This is a genomic window from Mycolicibacterium sp. XJ2546 (assembly GCF_053483195.1).
In genome coordinates this window covers 24,438-42,216 of the sequence record NZ_JBEFRW010000007.1, presented here as the reverse complement: position 1 = coordinate 42,216, position 17,779 = coordinate 24,438, and the positions used below count along the sequence as shown (strand labels likewise).

Annotated in this window: 16 protein-coding genes; 14 read left to right on the top strand and 2 right to left on the bottom strand. The window is 68.6% G+C overall.

Annotated elements, in window-relative coordinates; translation table 11 throughout:
• Positions 1-10: 10 nt before the first annotated feature.
• Both ABQE44_RS13525 and ABQE44_RS13520 read right to left on the bottom strand, forming a co-directional pair.
• Positions 11-1,483, bottom strand: coding sequence for a PH domain-containing protein (locus ABQE44_RS13525; RefSeq protein WP_448430281.1), 1,473 nt, complete (start codon positions 1,481-1,483; stop codon positions 11-13).
• Entirely contained in the window at positions 1,480-1,962 is a 483-nt protein-coding gene (locus tag ABQE44_RS13520) for a PH domain-containing protein (protein WP_448392343.1), read from the bottom strand. The genes ABQE44_RS13525 and ABQE44_RS13520 overlap by 4 nt, the downstream gene beginning before the upstream one ends.
• Positions 1,963-2,003: 41 nt before the next feature.
• Between ABQE44_RS13520 and ABQE44_RS13515 the strand changes: the two genes are divergently transcribed.
• The 14 genes from ABQE44_RS13515 (at position 2,004) to ABQE44_RS13450 (ending at position 17,774) form a co-directional block, all read left to right on the top strand.
• Positions 2,004-2,915, top strand: a complete 912-nt coding sequence (locus ABQE44_RS13515; protein WP_448392344.1) for an SDR family NAD(P)-dependent oxidoreductase — start codon at positions 2,004-2,006, stop codon at positions 2,913-2,915.
• Positions 2,915-4,198: a molybdopterin molybdotransferase MoeA gene (gene moeA / locus ABQE44_RS13510; RefSeq protein ID WP_448430279.1), complete on the top strand. Its 1,284-nt coding sequence runs from the start codon at positions 2,915-2,917 to the stop codon at positions 4,196-4,198. Before ABQE44_RS13515 ends, moeA begins: the two co-directional genes overlap by 1 nt.
• Before the next feature lie 40 nt (positions 4,199-4,238).
• On the top strand, positions 4,239-4,964 hold the full coding sequence (locus ABQE44_RS13505; protein ID WP_448430277.1) for a phosphatidylserine decarboxylase: 726 nt from the start codon (positions 4,239-4,241) through the stop codon (positions 4,962-4,964).
• A complete protein-coding gene (gene pssA / locus ABQE44_RS13500) occupies positions 4,961-5,812 on the top strand; it encodes a CDP-diacylglycerol--serine O-phosphatidyltransferase (RefSeq protein ID WP_448430275.1) in 852 nt (283 codons plus the stop codon). Before ABQE44_RS13505 ends, pssA begins: the two co-directional genes overlap by 4 nt.
• A gap of 1 nt (position 5,813) precedes the next feature.
• The gene (locus ABQE44_RS13495; RefSeq protein ID WP_448430273.1) at positions 5,814-7,985 is read left to right on the top strand and encodes an AAA family ATPase; all 2,172 of its coding nucleotides are present in this window, start codon (positions 5,814-5,816) and stop codon (positions 7,983-7,985) included.
• A gap of 175 nt (positions 7,986-8,160) precedes the next feature.
• Positions 8,161-10,236 (top strand): acyltransferase family protein, encoded by a 2,076-nt coding sequence (locus tag ABQE44_RS13490; RefSeq protein ID WP_448430271.1) that lies wholly within the window; start codon positions 8,161-8,163, stop codon positions 10,234-10,236.
• A 169-nt stretch (positions 10,237-10,405) separates the two neighbouring features.
• The gene (locus ABQE44_RS13485) at positions 10,406-13,303 is read left to right on the top strand and encodes a Na+/H+ antiporter subunit A (protein ID WP_448430269.1); all 2,898 of its coding nucleotides are present in this window, start codon (positions 10,406-10,408) and stop codon (positions 13,301-13,303) included.
• A complete protein-coding gene (locus ABQE44_RS13480) occupies positions 13,300-13,773 on the top strand; it encodes a Na(+)/H(+) antiporter subunit C (RefSeq protein WP_448430267.1) in 474 nt (157 codons plus the stop codon). Before ABQE44_RS13485 ends, ABQE44_RS13480 begins: the two co-directional genes overlap by 4 nt.
• Entirely contained in the window at positions 13,770-15,368 is a 1,599-nt protein-coding gene (locus ABQE44_RS13475; RefSeq protein WP_448392351.1) for a Na+/H+ antiporter subunit D, read from the top strand. The genes ABQE44_RS13480 and ABQE44_RS13475 overlap by 4 nt, the downstream gene beginning before the upstream one ends.
• Positions 15,365-15,898 (top strand): Na+/H+ antiporter subunit E, encoded by a 534-nt coding sequence (locus ABQE44_RS13470; protein WP_448430265.1) that lies wholly within the window; start codon positions 15,365-15,367, stop codon positions 15,896-15,898. The genes ABQE44_RS13475 and ABQE44_RS13470 overlap by 4 nt, the downstream gene beginning before the upstream one ends.
• A complete protein-coding gene (locus ABQE44_RS13465) occupies positions 15,895-16,182 on the top strand; it encodes a monovalent cation/H+ antiporter complex subunit F (RefSeq protein ID WP_448392353.1) in 288 nt (95 codons plus the stop codon). Before ABQE44_RS13470 ends, ABQE44_RS13465 begins: the two co-directional genes overlap by 4 nt.
• On the top strand, positions 16,179-16,541 hold the full coding sequence (mnhG, locus tag ABQE44_RS13460) for a monovalent cation/H(+) antiporter subunit G (RefSeq protein ID WP_448392354.1): 363 nt from the start codon (positions 16,179-16,181) through the stop codon (positions 16,539-16,541). The genes ABQE44_RS13465 and mnhG overlap by 4 nt, the downstream gene beginning before the upstream one ends.
• Entirely contained in the window at positions 16,528-17,430 is a 903-nt protein-coding gene (locus ABQE44_RS13455) for an SAM-dependent methyltransferase (protein WP_448430263.1), read from the top strand. Before mnhG ends, ABQE44_RS13455 begins: the two co-directional genes overlap by 14 nt.
• A gap of 62 nt (positions 17,431-17,492) precedes the next feature.
• Positions 17,493-17,774, top strand: coding sequence for a type VII secretion target (locus ABQE44_RS13450; RefSeq protein WP_448392356.1), 282 nt, complete (start codon positions 17,493-17,495; stop codon positions 17,772-17,774).
• Positions 17,775-17,779 lie beyond the last annotated feature (5 nt).

The following is a 17,779-nucleotide window of genomic DNA, read 5'->3' as shown; positions in this document are numbered from 1 at the left end:
GGCAATCGTTTCAGCGCAACTCGGACCCCGCCCGAGCCCACTCGGTGTCGTCGAGCCACGGCGACGCCTGGGCGGCGATCGACCACGCCAACTCCGCGGGTACGTCGATCACCTGATAGTGCTTGACGCCCGCCGCCGTCGCCGCGATCAGCGTGGCCACCCCCGCGCGGCGTTGCATCAGCGTCTGGCGCACGGTCCAGCCGATGATGCCCGACGCCTCGATGCAGTCGCGGCGCCGCTGCAGGCTGCCGGTGCGCGCGACCAACCAGCCGTCCCCGACCCGGTGCCCCAGCGACCGGGACCGGTCGTGGGCCAGCAGCGCGCAGCACACCGCGAACATCGCCCACAACACCCAGGCCCATATCGGCGCCGCGGCGACGGCCAGCACGACCGCGAGCACCACCGGGGCCACCATCGCCCGCGTCCACCGCCGCCGCGTGGCCGCCGAGCCGTGCGCGCGCAGCGGACCGCTCACCACCTCGGGGCGCTCGATCAAATCCGACAGCACCGTTTCGGCCGTCGGCCTGGGACACGGCGGCAGCAGCAACGACGCCTCCCCCTCACCGCCGACACCGGTCATCACCGCATCCAGCCGCGCACCACCGAACAACCGCACCAACAACGGCTCCCGCAGCGTGCCTCCGCGCAGCCGCCGCATGTCGAAGGTGTGCTCGCGCACCCGCACCAGGCCCAGCCGCAAGTGCAGCACTTCGGCGTCGCGCCGCAGAACCAGGTTCGCGTAGCTCAGCAGCGACTGCAGCACCGACAGCACAACCGACGCGATCAGCACGACGACGACCGTCACCGCGACCGTGGCCACCACACCCCACTGCGCGACAGTGTCCAGGCCGGAGCGGGCGGCCTCCGAATCCTGCAGCGCCGCACCGGCTCCCATCTGATAGATCAGGCCGGCGGCCGCGGCGATCATCGCCAGGCCGGTGAAACTCAGCGGGCTGTAGCGCAACCAGGACGGGTCCCACCGCGCCAGCACCCGGCCCGCGGGCCCCTGTTCCTCGTCGGCGACAGCCAACGACTCGGCCAGCAGGACAGCGCGTAGCCGCGGCACCTCCTCGGCTTCGACGGCGTCGAGCGCGAACACCGTGTCACCCCTGGCCTCCTGTCCGGTGCTCACCCGCAGCACCGTCAACCCCAGCAGCCGGTGCAGCAGCCGGGCCTCAGTGGACACCGACCGAATTCGGTTGCGCGGCACCGCCAGGACCTTGCGTTGCAGTACGCCGGTGCGCAGTTGTACATCGCTGGGCCCGATCCGGTAGGTCGTGGTGAACCACCGCGCCACGCCGAACGCGACCGTCGCCGCGACGACCATCACCACCACGGTCGGGTTACCGGTCGCCGAGCCGAGCACCAGCGACCCGACGATCACCGGGATCTGGCGCATCACCTCGTGCACCGGATGCACCAGCAGCATGCGCGGGCTGAGCCGGTGCCACACCTCGTTGCGGGCGGCGGGCGGCGCGCTCATGTGGCGTCCTCCGCGCCGAGCGCCGCGACGTCGGTGAGTTGGGCGACGATCAGGTCGGCCACCTCGGCGTCCAGCGCCACGATGCGCACCGCACCCGCCGACGACGCCGTCGTCACCGTGACAGTGGACAGGCCGAACAGCCGGTCCAGCGGCCCGCGTTCGGTGTCGACGGTCTGCACCCGCGATATCGGCGCGATCCGGCGCTCCTGCACCAGCCAACCCGACCGGGTGTACACCGCTCGGCTATCGATGTCCCAGCGGTGCACCCGATACCGCCACAGCGGCACCACGATGACGAACACCACGATGCCCACCGCCGTGAGCACGGCCGCCAACGCGTGCAGCCACCACACCCGGAAATCGACGATCAGCCACACCAGCTGGGCGAACGCCAGGCCCAGCCACGGAATCGCCGCGCCGATCGCCCAGACCAGAGGGGCTTTGCGGCTCGGCGGATGGGCGGGTTCAAGCAGATCCATGATTCGAGCATGACGCACGACGGGCGCAGTATGTTGATGCCATGACCGCCAAATGGACCGCAGCCGATGTGCCGGATCAGTCAGGGCGGGTGGCAATCGTCACCGGCGCCAACTCCGGATTGGGCTATGACACCGCGGCGGTGCTGGCCGACAAGGGTGCACATGTCGTGCTCGCCGTGCGCGATCTGGACAAGGGCCGGCAAGCCGTCGAGAGGATCAAGTCGGCCAGCCCCAACGCCGACGTCACGGTGCAAGAGCTCGATCTGTCGTCGCTGCGTAGCGTCCGCAAGGCCGCGGACGCACTTCGCGCGGCCCATCCCCGCATCGATCTGCTGATCAACAACGCCGGTGTGATGTACGTGCCGAGGCGCGAGACCACCGAAGACGGCTTCGAGATGCAGTTCGGCACCAACCACCTCGGCCACTTCGCGCTGACCGGGCTGCTGTTGGAGAACCTGCTGCCGGTCGGCGGGTCGCGGGTCGTGACGGTCAGCAGCGTGGGGCACCGCGCCTTGGCGCGCATCCATTTCGAGGATCCGCATCTGCAGCGCAAGTACAACCGGGTGGCGGCCTACGGCCAGTCCAAGCTGGCCAACCTGCTGTTCACCTACGAGTTGGCGCGCCGGCTGAAGGCCAAGGCGGCCCCCACCATCGCGGCGGCCGCCCATCCCGGGTTCTCGGACACTGAACTCATGCGGCACCTGCCCGACTTCATCCCCGGCTTCATCTGGAAGTTCGTCACCCAGCCCGCCGACATGGGCGCGTTGCCGACGCTGCGCGCGGCCACCGACCCTGCCGTGCACAGCGGTCAGTACTACGGACCCGACGGTATCGGAGAATTACGCGGACATCCGAAAGTCGTTGCGTCCAGCGCACAGTCGCACAACCAGGACATCCAACGTCGGCTGTGGACCATGTCCGAAGAGCTGACCGGCGTCACCTTCCCCGTCTGATGCGTTCAGTCGAGGAGCATCAGCGCGCCGTCGCGGACCTCATCGTGCCCCGCTCGCCGGTCGCAGTGCCACTGGCCGGCGCGTTGGGACTGGTGCTGGCCGACGACGTCATCGCGCCACTGGCGTTACCGGGGTTCGACAACTCCGCCATGGACGGATACGCCGTCGTCGCCGACGACGTGGCCGCCGCGACACCCGAGCAACCCGTCGTGCTGCCCGTCGCCGAGGACATCCCGGCGGGCCGCACCGACGTGCTGACGCTCAAACCCGGTACCGCACACCGGATCATGACCGGGGCACCGGTGCCCTCCGGCGCGACGGCCGTCGTACCGGTGGAGGCGACCGACGGCGGCGTCGACACCGTCACCGTGCGCGCCACCGCGACGCCCGGCAAGCACATCCGCCGCGCGGGCGAGGACGTCACGGCGGGCACCACGGTGCTGCGCCGTGGACATCTGGTCACCCCGGCAGCGCTGGGTCTGGCGGCGGCGCTCGGACTCGGTGAGCTCACCGTGATTCCGCGACAACGGGTGCTGGTGATGTCGACGGGCACCGAACTGGTCGCACCGGGCACACCGCTGCAGCCCGGCCAGATCTATGAGTCCAACGCGGTGATGCTGGCGGCCGCCCTGCGCGACGCCGGCGTCGAGGTGGTGGCCTCGGCGATGTCCGGCGACGACGTCGACTCGTTCCGCGACACACTGGCCCGCCACGTCGGCGACGCCGATCTGATCGTCACCACCGGCGGGGTCAGCGCGGGCGCCTACGAGGTCGTCAAGGAGGCGTTCGGAGTCGGGCCGCCGACGACATCCGGCCGGGGCGGCTCCGTCGATTTCGTCAAGGTCGCGATGCAGCCGGGGATGCCGCAGGGCTGCGGGCGGGTCGCCGGAGCAGGCTTGCCTGCGACATCAGACACCGGAGCAGGCTTGCCTGCGATATCAGACACCGGCACGCCGATCGTCACGCTGCCGGGCAACCCGGTCAGCGCGCTGGTGTCGTTCGAGGTGTTCCTGCGTGCGCCGCTGCGCGCTGCGATGGGCCTGCCGCACCCGGAGCGTCCGCGCCGCACCGCGGTGTTGACCGAGGATCTGACCTCGCCGCGCGGTAAGCGGCAGTTTCGCCGCGGCGTGTTCGACGCCGACGCGGGCACGGTCACCAGCTACGGCCCGCCCGCCTCGCACCATCTGCGCTGGCTGGCGTCGGCGAACTGTCTGCTCGAGATCGACGAGGACGTCACGGAGGTAGCTGAGGGCACGCAGGTGCGGGTGTGGGACCTGGCATAGCCGTCTAGGCCGCACCGCCCGCCCGTAGAATCGCGGGACAATGGCCAGACGCCCCGACCTCACATCAGGCCCCGAGCGGCTCGCGGCGCTGGTGCGCACCACGATTCCGCCGATGCACCGCGCCGGGCTGCCCTTCGTGGGCGCCAGCCTCGCGGTCGCCGCGCTCGGCTGGAAAAACCCGTGGTTGCGCCGGGCTGGGCTGTCGTCGGCAGCCGCCAACGCAGCGTTCTTCCGGCATCCGCCCCGGGTGGCGCCGACCCGTCCTGGTCTTGTCGTGGCACCGGCCGACGGGCTGATCTGCCTCATCGAGGAGAAATCGCCGCCGGCCGAACTCGGTTTGCCGCCAACACCTTTGCCGCGCATCAGTATCTTCCTTTCGGTGTTCGACGCGCACGTGCAGCGCGCACCGATCGGGGGCCAGGTGACCGCCGTCGTACACCGGCCCGGGTTGTTCGGTTCGGCCGAACTCGAGGCCGCCAGCGAGGACAACGAACGCAACAGCATGGTGATCCGCGACCCCGCGGGGGTGGAGGTGATCGCCGTACAGATCGCCGGGCTGATCGCACGCCGCATCGTCTGCGACGCCAAGGTCGGCGACACGCTGGCCATGGGCCAGACCTACGGGTTGATCCGCTACGGCTCGCGGCTGGACACCTACCTGCCCGCCGATGCGAACGTCCTGGTGACCACCGGGCAACGCGCGCTGGCCGGCGAAACGGTATTGGCCGAGCTGCGATCCGATGTCGCCGCCGGAGCGGCTCCGTGATCAAACCTCGGGTCAAGCCCGGCGTGGTCAGCCTGCGCATCCTGCCCAGCGGTATGACCGTGGCCGCGATCTGCCTGGGCCTGTCCGCGGTCAAAATGGCGCTGGACGACCGGCCCACCGAGGCGATGGCGTTTCTCGCGGTCGCGGCCATTCTCGACGCGCTCGACGGGCGCATGGCCCGCGCGCTCAAGGCGACCTCGCGGATGGGCGAGGAGATCGACTCGCTGGCCGACGCGGTCAACTTCGGGGTGGCACCGGCGTTCATCGTGTACGCCACGCTGCTGTCACAGTCGCGGATCGGCTGGATGGTGGTGCTGCTGTACGCGGTGTGCATCGTGTTGCGGTTGGCGCGCTACAACGCGATGCTCGAGATCGACCAGCCCGCCTACGAAAAAAAGTACTTCGTCGGGATGCCCGCCCCGGCCGGCGCGATCGGATCGATCGGGCCGCTTGCCGCCAAGATGCAGTTCGGGGAGGGCTGGTGGACGTCGGAGTGGGCGGTGGTCATCTGGATGATCGGCGTGTCACTTTTGGTGGTCAGCACCATCCCGATGCGCAAGATCCACACCTTCTCGGTCTCGCCCAACATGGTCGCGCCGCTGCTTGCGCTGCTGGCGATGGGTGTGGCGGCCGCGATCTTTTTCGGCTACCTGGTGATCCTGCTGATCATCGCCGCCTACGTCATCCACATCCCGTTCGCCGTGCGAACCAAACGGTTCCTGGCGCAGCACCCCGAGGTATGGGACGAGCGGCCACGTCAACAGCGCGCGGCGCGCCGGGCCATCCGCCGCGCCCAGCCGCACCGACGCTCGATGCTGCGGCTCGGACTACGCAGGCCCGGCTCCTGACGTGGCGGACCAGCAACTCAGCCTGACCGCCCGGCTGAACACGTCCGCGCTGGACTCCCGGCGCGGCGTGGTCCGGCTGCATCCCGAAGCGATTGCGGCGCTGGGCCTCCGGGAATGGGATGCGGTGTCGTTGACCGGCTCTCGGACCACTGCAGCGGTCGTGGGTGCGGCGCCGTCGGGCACCCCGGCGGGCACGGCGCTGCTCGACGACGTCACGTTGTCCAACGCCGGGTTACGCGAAGACACCTCGGTGCTGGTCGCTCCGGTGACCGTTTACGGCGCACGGTCGGTGACGGTGACGGGCTCCAAGCTCACGTCGCAGTCGATTTCACCGCAGACGCTACGACAAGCGTTGCTGGGCAAGGTGATGACGGTCGGCGATACGGTGTCGCTGCTGCCCCGCGAACTCGGGCCCGACATCCCCACCTCGCGGGCCACCGCGGCGCTGGCGTCGTCGGTCGGCATCACCTGGACCTCAGAGCTGCTGACGGTGACCGGCACCGATCCCAGCGGACCGGTCAGCGTCCAGCCGAATACGGCGGTGGCATGGGCGGTGTCGACGTCGTCCTCGGCATCGACCCCGACGCCGGCGTCGACGTCGTCCCCGGCCCCATCGGATTCGACGCCGGTGCGTAGCATCGACGACCTCAAGGGTGCCCAACCCCAGGCCGAACGCCTCACCGAATGGCTCAAGCTCGCACTCGATCAACCGGAGCTGTTGGAAACACTCGGCGCCGCAGCCAATCTCGGCGTGCTGGTGTCAGGTCCCGCCGGAGTCGGTAAGGCCACCATGGTGCGTGCCGTGTGCGCCGAGCGGCGACTCATCGAACTCGATGGACCCGACGTCGGGGCGCTGGCCGCCGAAGACCGGCTCAACCGGGTGGCATCGGCGGTCAAGACCGTGCGCGACGACGGCGGCGTGCTGCTGATCACTGATATCGACGCGCTGCTGCCGTCAGCGGCGGACTCGGTGGCGTCGCTGATCCTGGCCGAACTGCGCAACGCCGTGGCGACCCGCGGGGTCGCGTTCATCGCCACCTCGGCGGTGCCTGAGAACGTCGACGCCCGGCTGCGCGCCCCCGATCTGTGCGACCGCGAGCTCGGGCTCACCCTGCCCGACGGCGCGATCCGCAAACAGCTGCTGGAAGTGCTGCTGCGCGACGTCCCCGCCGACGACCTGGAGCTCGACGAAGTCGCCGGTCGCACACCGGGTTTCGTGGTCGCCGACCTGGCCGCCCTGGTGCGCGAGGCGGCGCTGCGGGCGGCGGCACGGGCCAGCGCCGAGGACGCACCGCCGCGTTTGACCCAAGAAGACCTGATCGGCGCGACGTCGGTCATCCGCCCGCTGTCGCGGTCAGCCACCGAAGAGGTCTCGGTCGGTTCGGTGACGCTCGACGACGTCGGCGACATGGCAGCCACCAAGCAGGCGCTAACCGAGGCGGTGCTGTGGCCGCTGCAGCATCCCGACACGTTCGCCCGACTCGGGGTCGCACCGCCGCGCGGCGTGCTGCTCTACGGCCCACCCGGGTGCGGTAAGACGTTCGTGGTGCGCGCCCTGGCCAGTACGGGACGGCTGTCGGTGCATGCGGTCAAAGGCGCCGAGCTGATGGACAAATGGGTGGGCTCATCGGAAAAGGCCGTGCGCGAACTATTTCAACGCGCCCGCGACTCCGCGCCGTCGCTGGTATTCCTCGACGAGATCGACGCGCTGGCCCCTCGGCGCGGGCAGAGCTTCGACTCCGGTGTCACCGACCGGGTGGTGGCCACGCTGCTCACCGAACTCGACGGCATCGAACCGCTGCGCGAGGTGGTGGTGCTCGGCGCGACGAACCGGCCCGACCTGATCGACCCGGCCCTGTTGCGGCCCGGGCGGCTCGAGAAGCTGGTGTTCGTCGAACCGCCGGACGCCGAGGCCCGCCGCGAGATCCTGCGCACCGCAGGCAAATCGGTGCCGCTGGCTGACGATGTGGATCTCGATGCGGTGGCCCAGGAACTCGACGGCTACAGCGCCGCGGACTGTGTCGCGTTGCTGCGCGAGTCGGCGCTCACGGCGATGCGGCGCTCCATCGACGCCGCCGACGTGACGGCCGCCGATGTCGCCAAGGCCCGCGAGGCCGTGCGTCCGTCGCTGGACGCCGCCCAGGTGCAGTCGCTGCGGGCGTTCGGCACGTGATTTCGGCGCGCTAACGCCCCGTGCGGGTCCGAAAGCGCGCCGAAATCGCACGAAGGCGTGCTCGGCCACCCGCTGATGCCCAGCCCAGCTGGCCTGGGGGTACGCGGCTTCGATAGTTTTAAGCCACCTCCGCCCTAGCGACCGGGCGTGATGCTCGACCGCCCCTAGGATCCGCGTGCCCGCCGTTCAGTTCTATCCCGCTGCCCCGACGGTGCGCCGTGGCGTCCGCGACGATCTCAACGGGTTGCGCGGCATCGCGATCGTGCTCGTCGTCATCTATCACATCTGGTTCGGCCGGGTCTCCGGCGGCGTCGACGTCTTCCTGGTGCTCTCCGGCTTTTTCCTCGGCGGCCGACTGTTGCGGCAGGCCTCCGAACCCGGCGCCGACGAGCCGTTACCCCGCGCGCTGATTCGGCTGGTCCGCCGGCTGGGCCCGGCGCTGGTGGTGGTGCTGGCCGCCGCGGCCGCGCTGACGGTGCTGATCCAACCGCAGACGCGCTGGGAGGCGTTCGCCGATCAGAGCCTGGCCAGCCTCGGCTATTTCCAGAACTGGTATCTGGCCGTCACGGAGGGCGACTATCTGCGGGCCGGCCAGAGCGTCAGCCCGCTGCAACATATCTGGTCCATGTCGGTGCAGGGCCAGTTCCTGGTCGCGATGCTGCTTCTCGCCTGGTTGGTGATGATCGCCGCCGACAAGCGCGGCTGGGGCGCGCGGCGACGTCAGGTGTTGGTCACGGTCACGGCCGCCGCCACCGTCGCCTCGTTCGCCTACGCAGTGCTGGCCCACCATCTCGACCCGGCCACTGCCTACTACGACAGCTTCGCCCGGGCATGGCAGATGCTGGCCGGCGTGTTGGCGGCCGCGGCGATCTCCGCCGTGCGCCTGCCCGGCTGGTTGCGCGTCGCCGCTGCGTTGGCCGGGCTGGCCATGCTCTTCAGCTGCGGCGTCCTGCTCGACGGCGCGGCACAGTTCCCGGGACCGTGGGCCCTGGTCCCCGTCGGCGCCGCGCTGCTGCTGATCTTCAGCGGCGCCGGCGCCGAGGCCGGCTTGCCGTGGCCGAACCGGCTGATGGCCGCGGCACCGCTGGTCACGTTGGGCGCCATGGCCTATGCGCTGTACCTGTGGCACTGGCCGCTGCTGATCTTCGCGATGACGTTTCTGGACCGCGACACCGTCGGGTTGCGCGGCGGCATCCTGCTGTTCGCCGCTTCGCTGCTGCTGGCCTACCTGACGTTGCGGCTCGTCGAGGATCCGCTGCGCCAGGTGAGCGGTGCCCAAGACCGTAAGGCCCACCCGTGGCTGGGCGGCGCCGTCGTGCTGCTGGTCGTGGCGCTGTGCGTAGCGTCGTTCGGGTGGCGCAACCACATCGCGGACATCCGGGCCAACGGCAATGAGCTTGCGTCCCTGTCGCCGCGCGACTATCCCGGTGCCCGCGCGCTGCTCGACCCCGTGCGCGTGCCCGACCTGCCCATGCGGCCCACCATCCTGGAGGCCGCCGAGGATCTTCCTCCGACCACGACCGACGGCTGCATCACCGAGTTCGACAGCACCGAGGTGATCCGGTGCGTGTACGGCGACGCCGGCGCGGCGCGCACGATCGCGTTGGCAGGCGGTTCGCACTCAGAACATTGGATCGCCGCGCTCGACTTACTCGGCGTGCGCCACGGCTTCCGCGTCGTGACCTACCTCAAGATGGGCTGCCCGCTCACGAGCGACGACGATCCACGCAACGCCGTCACGCATGAGCCCTATCCCGAGTGCCGGTCGTGGGTACACAAAGCCATGGCCGCCCTGGCCGCCGACCGGCCTGACTTCGTGTTCACGACCACGACGCGGCCCCATCCCGACGGGCCCGGCGACATGGTGCCCGACGGCTATCTCGGCATTTGGGATGCCCTCGACGCCAACGGCATCGCGATCCTTGGCCTACGCGACACCCCGTGGATGTTCCGCGACGGCACGCTCTTTGCGCCGGTGGACTGTCTGGCAGAGGGCGGCGACGCGGAGTCCTGCGGGCTGCCGCGCCACGAAGCGCTGACCGAGCGCAACCCCACCCTCGACTACGCCGACCGCTACCGGTCGATGGTGCTACTGGACCTCACCGACGCGGTGTGCCGACTCGACATCTGCCGTGCCGTCGAGGGCAACGTACTCGTCTACCACGACGCCCACCACCTCTCGTCGACCTATGTGCGGACGCTGACCGACGAACTGGCACGCCAACTTTCCGACGTGACCGGATGGTGGTGACGCGGCTTCAATATCACACTGCCCACTGCACATACGGTGCGAAGGTGCGCCATCGGCCCACGTAGAATGGCCCCGACCTTAGCCAGACAAGCCCTTGACACCGGCTGACACCCCGCGTCTGCACATCGCCTGACGGCCGATGACGACCAGACGACCCGATCGGAGTGCCATGCTCGCCATCTTGCTCGCCCATGCGGTGGCAACCGCGTTGGCGCCGCTTTTGGTGTACCGGTGGGGCAGGCGCGCGTTCTATCCGCTGGCGATGGTGCCAGCGGTTTCGCTGATCTGGGTGGTACAGAATTGGCCTGGGGCCGGCCAGTCCAAGACGGTCGACGTGGCCTGGGTGCCCGAGCTGTCGATGAACGTGGCGCTGCGCTTCGATTCGTTGTCGGCAATCCTGGCCGTGCTGGTGCTCGGCATCGGTTCGCTGATCCTGTTCTACTGCGGTCCCTACTTTCACCGCCGTGACGGCCGCATGGAGAACCGGTTACCCAGCTTCGCCGCCGAGATGGTGGCGTTCTCGGGCACCATGTTCGGCCTGGTTGTCAGCGACAACATGCTGATGCTCTACGTGTTCTGGGAGCTCACCACCGTGCTGTCGTTCCTGCTGGTCGGCCACTACGCCGAACGTGCCACCAGCAGACGCGCGGCCACCCAGGCGCTGCTGGTCACAACCTTCGGCGGGCTGGCGATGCTGGTGGGCATCGTCGTGCTCGGCAACCTCGCGGGCACCTACCTGCTTTCGGAGCTGATCGCGTCGCCGCCGACCGGGATGGCCGCCTCGGTGGGCCTGGTGCTGATCCTCGTCGGCGCGTTGTCGAAGTCGGCCATCGTGCCGCTGCACTTCTGGCTGCCCGGCGCGATGGCCGCCCCCACCCCGGTGAGCGCCTATCTACACGCCGCCGCGATGGTCAAGGCCGGCGTCTATCTCATTGCGCGGATGGCGCCGGGGTTCGCGGACTTCCCGATCTGGCGTCCGGTCGTGCTCACGCTCGGCCTGCTCACCATGCTGTTGGCCGGCTGGCGCGCGGTACGCGAGTACGACCTGAAGCTGATCCTGGCGTTCGGCACGGTCAGCCAACTCGGGTTCATCACCGTGATGGTCGGCGGCGGCGGCAGCGACATGATGCTGGGCGGGCTGGCGATGCTCGTCGCGCACGCGATGTTCAAGGCGTGCCTGTTCATGGTCGTCGGAGTCATCGACCACGCCACCGGCACCCGTGACATCCGGCGGCTGGCGTGGCTGGGCGATCGTGCGAAACCGTTGCTGGCCATCGCTGTCCTCGCGACGGCGAGTATGGCGGGTCTGCCTCCGTTCTTCGGCTTCGTGGCCAAGGAAGCGGATTTCGAAACCGTGCTGCACAGCCCGTCGCTGGGCGCCGCGTCGCCGTTCGTGCTGGCGGGCATCGTGCTCGGGTCGGTGTTCACCGTCATCTACAGCCTGCGGTTCCTGTTCGGCGCGTTCGGCCGCAAGGGGCAATCGAAACCCAGCAAGCTGGTCGCCGAGATGCACCGTCCGGCGGTCAGCTTCCAGCTCCCACCGGCCATCCTCGCGGTTGCGGGGCTGACCTTGGGGCTGTGGCCGTCGCGCATCGACGACGTCCTCGACGACTACGCCGACACGGTTCCCGGCGGGGTGGACGATTACGAGCTCGCGCTGTGGCATGGCTTCGGTCTGCCGCTGTACCTGTCGATCTTGGTGCTCGCCGCCGGCACTGCCGCCTACGTCGGGCGGGAGCAGCTGCGGCGCATGCGCACCGCCCCGACACCGCTGGGCAACGCCGACCACATGTACGACGCGGTGATCCGCGCACTCGACGTGTGGTCGGTGCGCGTGACGGCCCTGACCCAGCGTGGATCGATTCCGGCGACCCAGTCGGCGATCTTGGCCACGCTCGTCGTGGTGCCGACGGTGGGGCTGACCCTGGGGGCGCGCGACCGCCCGACCTTCGCGATGTGGGACCTCCCGCTGAACACCGTGATCGGGTTCGTCATGCTGGCAGCCGCGATCGGTCTGACCGTGACGCGCAACCGGCTGGCTTCCGCCCTGCTGGTCGGCGTGACCGGCTACGGATGCGGCGCGATCTTCGCGGTGTACGGCGCCCCGGATCTGGCGCTGACGCAGTTCCTGGTCGAGACGCTCACGTTGGTCGTCTTCGTCCTCGTGTTGCGGACCCTGCCCGCGGAGGCCGACCGGGCCCACGTCAACGCGCGCCGGTTGCCACGCGCCGTGCTCGCGCTGGCGGTGGGCGCCACCGTCGTCACGCTGGCGAGTTTCGCAGCCGCCGCGCGCACCGGGGTTTCGGTTTCCGAACTGCTGCCCGACGCCGCCTACTTCCGCGGCCACGGCTCCAACACCGTCAACGTACTTCTGGTCGACATCCGCGCCTGGGACACCATGGGCGAGATCATGGTGCTCTTGGTGGCGGCCACCGGGGTGACGTCGATGGTGTTCCGGCACCGGCGTTTTGGCACACCACCGCGCGTCGCCGACGCAGGCCAGCCCGACATCGGCCGGATCGCGTCGTTCATCAACATCAGCCCGGCCGTCGGCGACATCACCTGGCTGCGCGGCAGCGACCTGCGCGACCCGCAACACCGGTCCCTGGTGCTGGAAGTGGCGACCCGCATCATCTTCCCGCTGATCATGGTGTTGTCGGTGTACTTCTTCTTCGCGGGCCACAACACTCCCGGCGGCGGCTTCGCGGGCGGTCTGACCGCGGGGCTCGCCGTGGTGTTGCGCTATATCGCCGGTGGCCGTTACGAACTCGGCGAAACGCTGCCATTCGACGCCGGTAAGGTGCTCGGTGCGGGCCTCACCCTGGCGGCGGGCACCGCGGTCGGCTCGCTGCTACTCGGCGCGCCCGCATTGTCCTCGGCGGTGCTCGAATTCGACGTGCCGGTGTTGGGCACCGTCAAGCTCGTCACATCACTGTTCTTCGATGCGGGGGTCTACCTGATCGTGCTCGGCCTGGTTCTCGACGTGTTACGCAGCCTGGGCGCGCGCCTTGACGTCGAGTTGGCCGAGTCGAGTTCGGCTCGAAGCACACAGGCGCGGGTCGGATGACCTCTTACACCGTTCAGCTCCTGGTGATCGGCGGGGTCACCAGCGCCGGAGTGTACCTGCTGCTGGAACGCAGTCTGGTCCGGATGCTGATGGGGCTGTTGCTGATCAGCAACGCCGTCAACCTGCTCCTTCTGACCGCGGGCGGCAAGGCGGGCAGCCCGCCGATCCGCGGCGCCACCAGCAACGCCTCCGAGAACATGGCCGACCCGCTGCGCCACGCGATGATCCTGACGGCAATCGTCATCACCATGGGCATCGCGTCGTTCGTCCTGGCGCTGGCCTACCGCTCCTATCGGTTGACCACGGTCGATGAAGTCAGCGACGACCCCGAGGACACCAGGGTTTCGCAGCTGTCCGACGAGGAAGCCACCACCATCGACGCCGACCGCCCGTCCACACCCGGGATATACAAGGACACCGACGCGCCCGACGAGATCGACGCGTTGCCCGGACACGAGGGGTCGCGATGACCCTCGCGGGCGTACTGACGCCGCTGCCGGTGCTGATTCCCACGCTCGGCGCTGCCGCAACCCTGCTGGCCGGACGGCGGGTCCGGCTGCAACGCCTGATCACCACCGTCGCGTTGTCGGCGGTGGTGGTGGTGTGTTCGGTCTTGCTCGGGTTGTCCGACGGCGGCGGCACCATGGCGCTACACGTCGGCGGTTGGGGCCCCACGGTCGCCGGTATCGGTCCGCTGGGCATCACGCTGGTGGTCGACCGGCTGTCGGCGCTGATGCTCGTCGTGTCCTCGATCGTGCTGCTCGCCGTCATGCTCTACGCGATCGGGCAGGGTATCCGCGACGGCGACGAACGCCAACCGGTGTCGATCTTCCTGCCCACCTATCTGGTGCTGTCGGCGGGCGTGTGCATGGCGTTCCTCGCCGGTGACCTGTTCAACCTGTATGTCGGCTTCGAGGTGCTGCTCGCGGCCAGCTTCGTGCTGTTGACCATCGGCGGCAGCGAAGACCGGGTACGGGCAGGCGCCTCCTACGTCATGGTGTCGATGGTCTCGTCGATGATCTTTTTGTTCGGCATCGCGTTCGTCTACGCGGCCACCGGAACGCTGAACCTGGCCGAACTGGCTGTGCGCCTCGACCATGTCAGCGGTGGCACCCGCACCGCGATGTTCGCCGTGCTGCTCGTGGCGTTCGGCATCAAAGCCGCGGTGTTCCCCCTTTCGGCGTGGCTACCGGACTCCTACCCCACCGCGCCCGCACCGGTCACCGCGGTGTTCGCCGGCCTGCTGACCAAAGTCGGTGTCTACGCGATCATCCGGGCCCACACGTTGCTGTTCCCCAACGGCGGCCTCGACCCGGTGCTGCTGGTAGCCGCGCTGGTGACCATGCTGGTCGGAATTCTGGGCGCGATCGCCCAAAGCGACATCAAACGACTGCTGTCGTTCACGCTCGTCAGCCACATCGGGTACATGGTGTTCGGCATCGCGCTGTCCAGTGATCTGGGCACCGCGGGTGCGATCTACTACGTCGCCCACCACATCGTCGTGCAGACGACGCTGTTTTTGGTCGTCGGCCTGATCGAGCGGCAAGGGGGCGCGTCGACACTTCAGCGGCTGGGCGGGTTGGCCGCGGCCAGCCCGTTGCTCGCGTTCGTCTTTGTGGTGCCCGCACTCAATCTCGGTGGTATTCCACCGTTTTCCGGCTTCATCGGCAAGGTCGCCCTGATGCAGGCCGGTGCTGACAACGGATCGGTACTGGCCTGGATGCTGGTAGGTGGCAGCGTGGTCACCAGCCTGCTCACCCTGTACGTGGTGACGCGGGTGTGGACGAAGGCGTTCTGGCGGACCCGGTCCGACGCTCCCGAGGGGCACCTCGCGGCCGCGACGCCTGCGGTGCTGCTCGACGACTCCGAGGACGTCGAGTTCGCCGACCGGCTCCACGTCGGCCGTATGCCGGTCGGCATGCTGGTGCCCACCGCCGGCCTCATCCTGGTCGGGTTGGCCCTGACCATCTTCGCCGGCCCGATCATCGCCTACAGCGACCGCGCCGCCGATCAGGTGCTGAACCGTGACCAGTACATCTCCGCCGTGTTGGTGGTGGACCGATGAGGGCCACGCTGCTGCGGCTGAGCGTGCTGGCCGGACTGACCCTGGTGTGGATGCTGTTGTGGGGCAGCGTTTCTGTGGCGAACTTCCTCGGTGGTCTCGGGGTCGCGCTGGTGATCACGCTGCTGCTACCGCTGCCGGTGGTGCCTGTCGAAGGCAAACTGCACCCGTTGTCGTTGCTTCGGCTGGTGATCCAGATGGTCTATTGGTTGGTGAAGTCCTCGATCGAGGTGGCCTGGCTATCCGTCAAGCCGGGCCCGCCGCCGGTCAGCTCGGTGCTGCGTGCGCAGTTCGCACTGAAATCCGACCTGGTGCTGGCGATGGCGGTGAACCTGATCAACCTCACCCCGGGGACCATCGCACTCGAGGTGGACCAGGCGCGCCGGGTCGTCTACGTCCATGTGCTCAACGCACACACTGAGCGACGCGTCCAAGACTTCCACGACCAGATGGCAACGCTGGAGCGAATGCTGAAGGCGGCGCTGGAACGCGACGAGGACTGGCGTCCGGCGGCCGACAAGGAGTCCGCGTGAGCTACGTGTGGATGATCGCCGGCGTGCTGCTCAGCGCTGCCGCCGGCGTCACGATGTATCGGATGCTGGCAGGTCCGAGCACGCTGGACCGGTTGGTGTCACTGGACACCCTGACGGCGGTGACGATGTGCGGCATCGGTACGTGGGCTGCGTACAGCCAAGACTCCACCGTCACCTACTCCCTTGCCGCCATGGCGTTGGTCTCGTTCGTCGGCACGATCAGCGTCGCGCGTTTCCGTGTTCCAGATGTCGAGAAACCACGCGGTGGACGGGGGGCGCGATGAACGTCGCGGACATCATCACCGCGGTGCTGATCCTCAGCGGCTCGACGCTGGCGCTGACGGCGGCTATCGGGATCGTCCGATTCCCAGACACCTTGACGCGCATGCATTCTGCGACCAAACCTCAGACCCTTGGGTTGCTGCTGGTGCTCACCGGGGCGGTGATTCGGCTACGGGGTAACGCCGATGTCGGGATGCTGATCCTGACAGGTTTGTTCGCCGTGATCACTGCGCCGGTGATCGCGAACCGGGTGGGACAGCTGGCCTACCGCGAACACAGCTTCCGTGACGATCTGCTCTCCCGAGACGAAATGCGTGAAGCTGTCGCGGAAAGGGAACTCGACCAGAATGGCGAGAACTGACGACGACCATTGGGATGTCACCGAGGGCGTAGGCGCGACGGCGCTGGGGGTGGCGTGGTCGCGCGCCCAGGAGAACGCCTCGGAGTGCCCGCTGTTCACCGATCCGTACGCGCAGATGTTCATCGACGCCGCCATGGCGCGCGGCTGGCAGTTGCCGCCCGCGTACGTGGTGAAGCGGATCCGCTCCATCGCGGACTATGCGGCGTCGCGCACGAAGTGGTTCGACGAGTTCTTCATCGCCGCGGGCGCCAACGGTATCGAGCAGGTGGTGATCCTGGCCGCCGGGCTGGACTCGCGGGCGTGGCGGCTACCGTGGGTAGACGAGACCGTCGTCTACGAGATCGATCAGCCGAAAGTCTTGGCGTTCAAGGCCGAGACGCTGCGGGCCAACGATGTCCGGCCGGCAGCCCGGTATGTGCAGGTGGCCATCGATCTGCGGCAGGACTGGCCGAAGGCGTTGCTGGACGCCGGATTCGACGACGCTGAACCGGCCGCCTGGGCGGCAGAAGGGCTATTGCCCTACCTACCGGCCGACGGCCAGGATCTGCTGTTCGACCGCATCCATGAACTCAGCGCGAGCGGCAGCCGCATCGCCGTGGAAGCGTTCGGGACCGGCTTCTTCGATGCGGATTACCTGGCCGGCCGGCGTGAACAGATGCGCAAGCTACGGGAAGAATCCGGTACCGACGACGAGAACGTCTTCGATGTCGAGGACCTGTGGTACGTCGAGGAGCGCACCGACGTGGTTAAGTGGCTGACGGAACAGGGGTGGGAGGTCGCAACAACCTCCGCGGCCGAACTCATGGATCGCTACGGCCGCTGCGGTTCCGACGAATCAGCGGAGAACACGCCGCGCACCGAGTTCATTGACGCCCGGCTGGTCTGCTGAGGCGAGGTTCGACCGAAAATTAGCGCGCGGGACGAGCGCTGACGTCGGGTAGCTTCAACTCCATGGAGGTCGATCCCGAAATCTTGCGAGCCTTCGCCGGTCAAGTCGACGTGGCGGGTGCAGCGCTCCGAGAGGCAGATGCTGGGAACAAGGTCCGCACTGCTGCTGATGGACTCAACGGATCAAGCACGCAGTGGGCCGCGCGACTGGTCGGCGCGCACGTGGCCGAGCAGGTCGACGCCATCGCCGCGAATGTCGCCACGATGGGCGAGGCAGTCCGCGGTGCGGGCAACACGTACGAGGCGACCGACTCGGCCCTCGCAGAACGCTTCGGCAGGATCTGATCCCG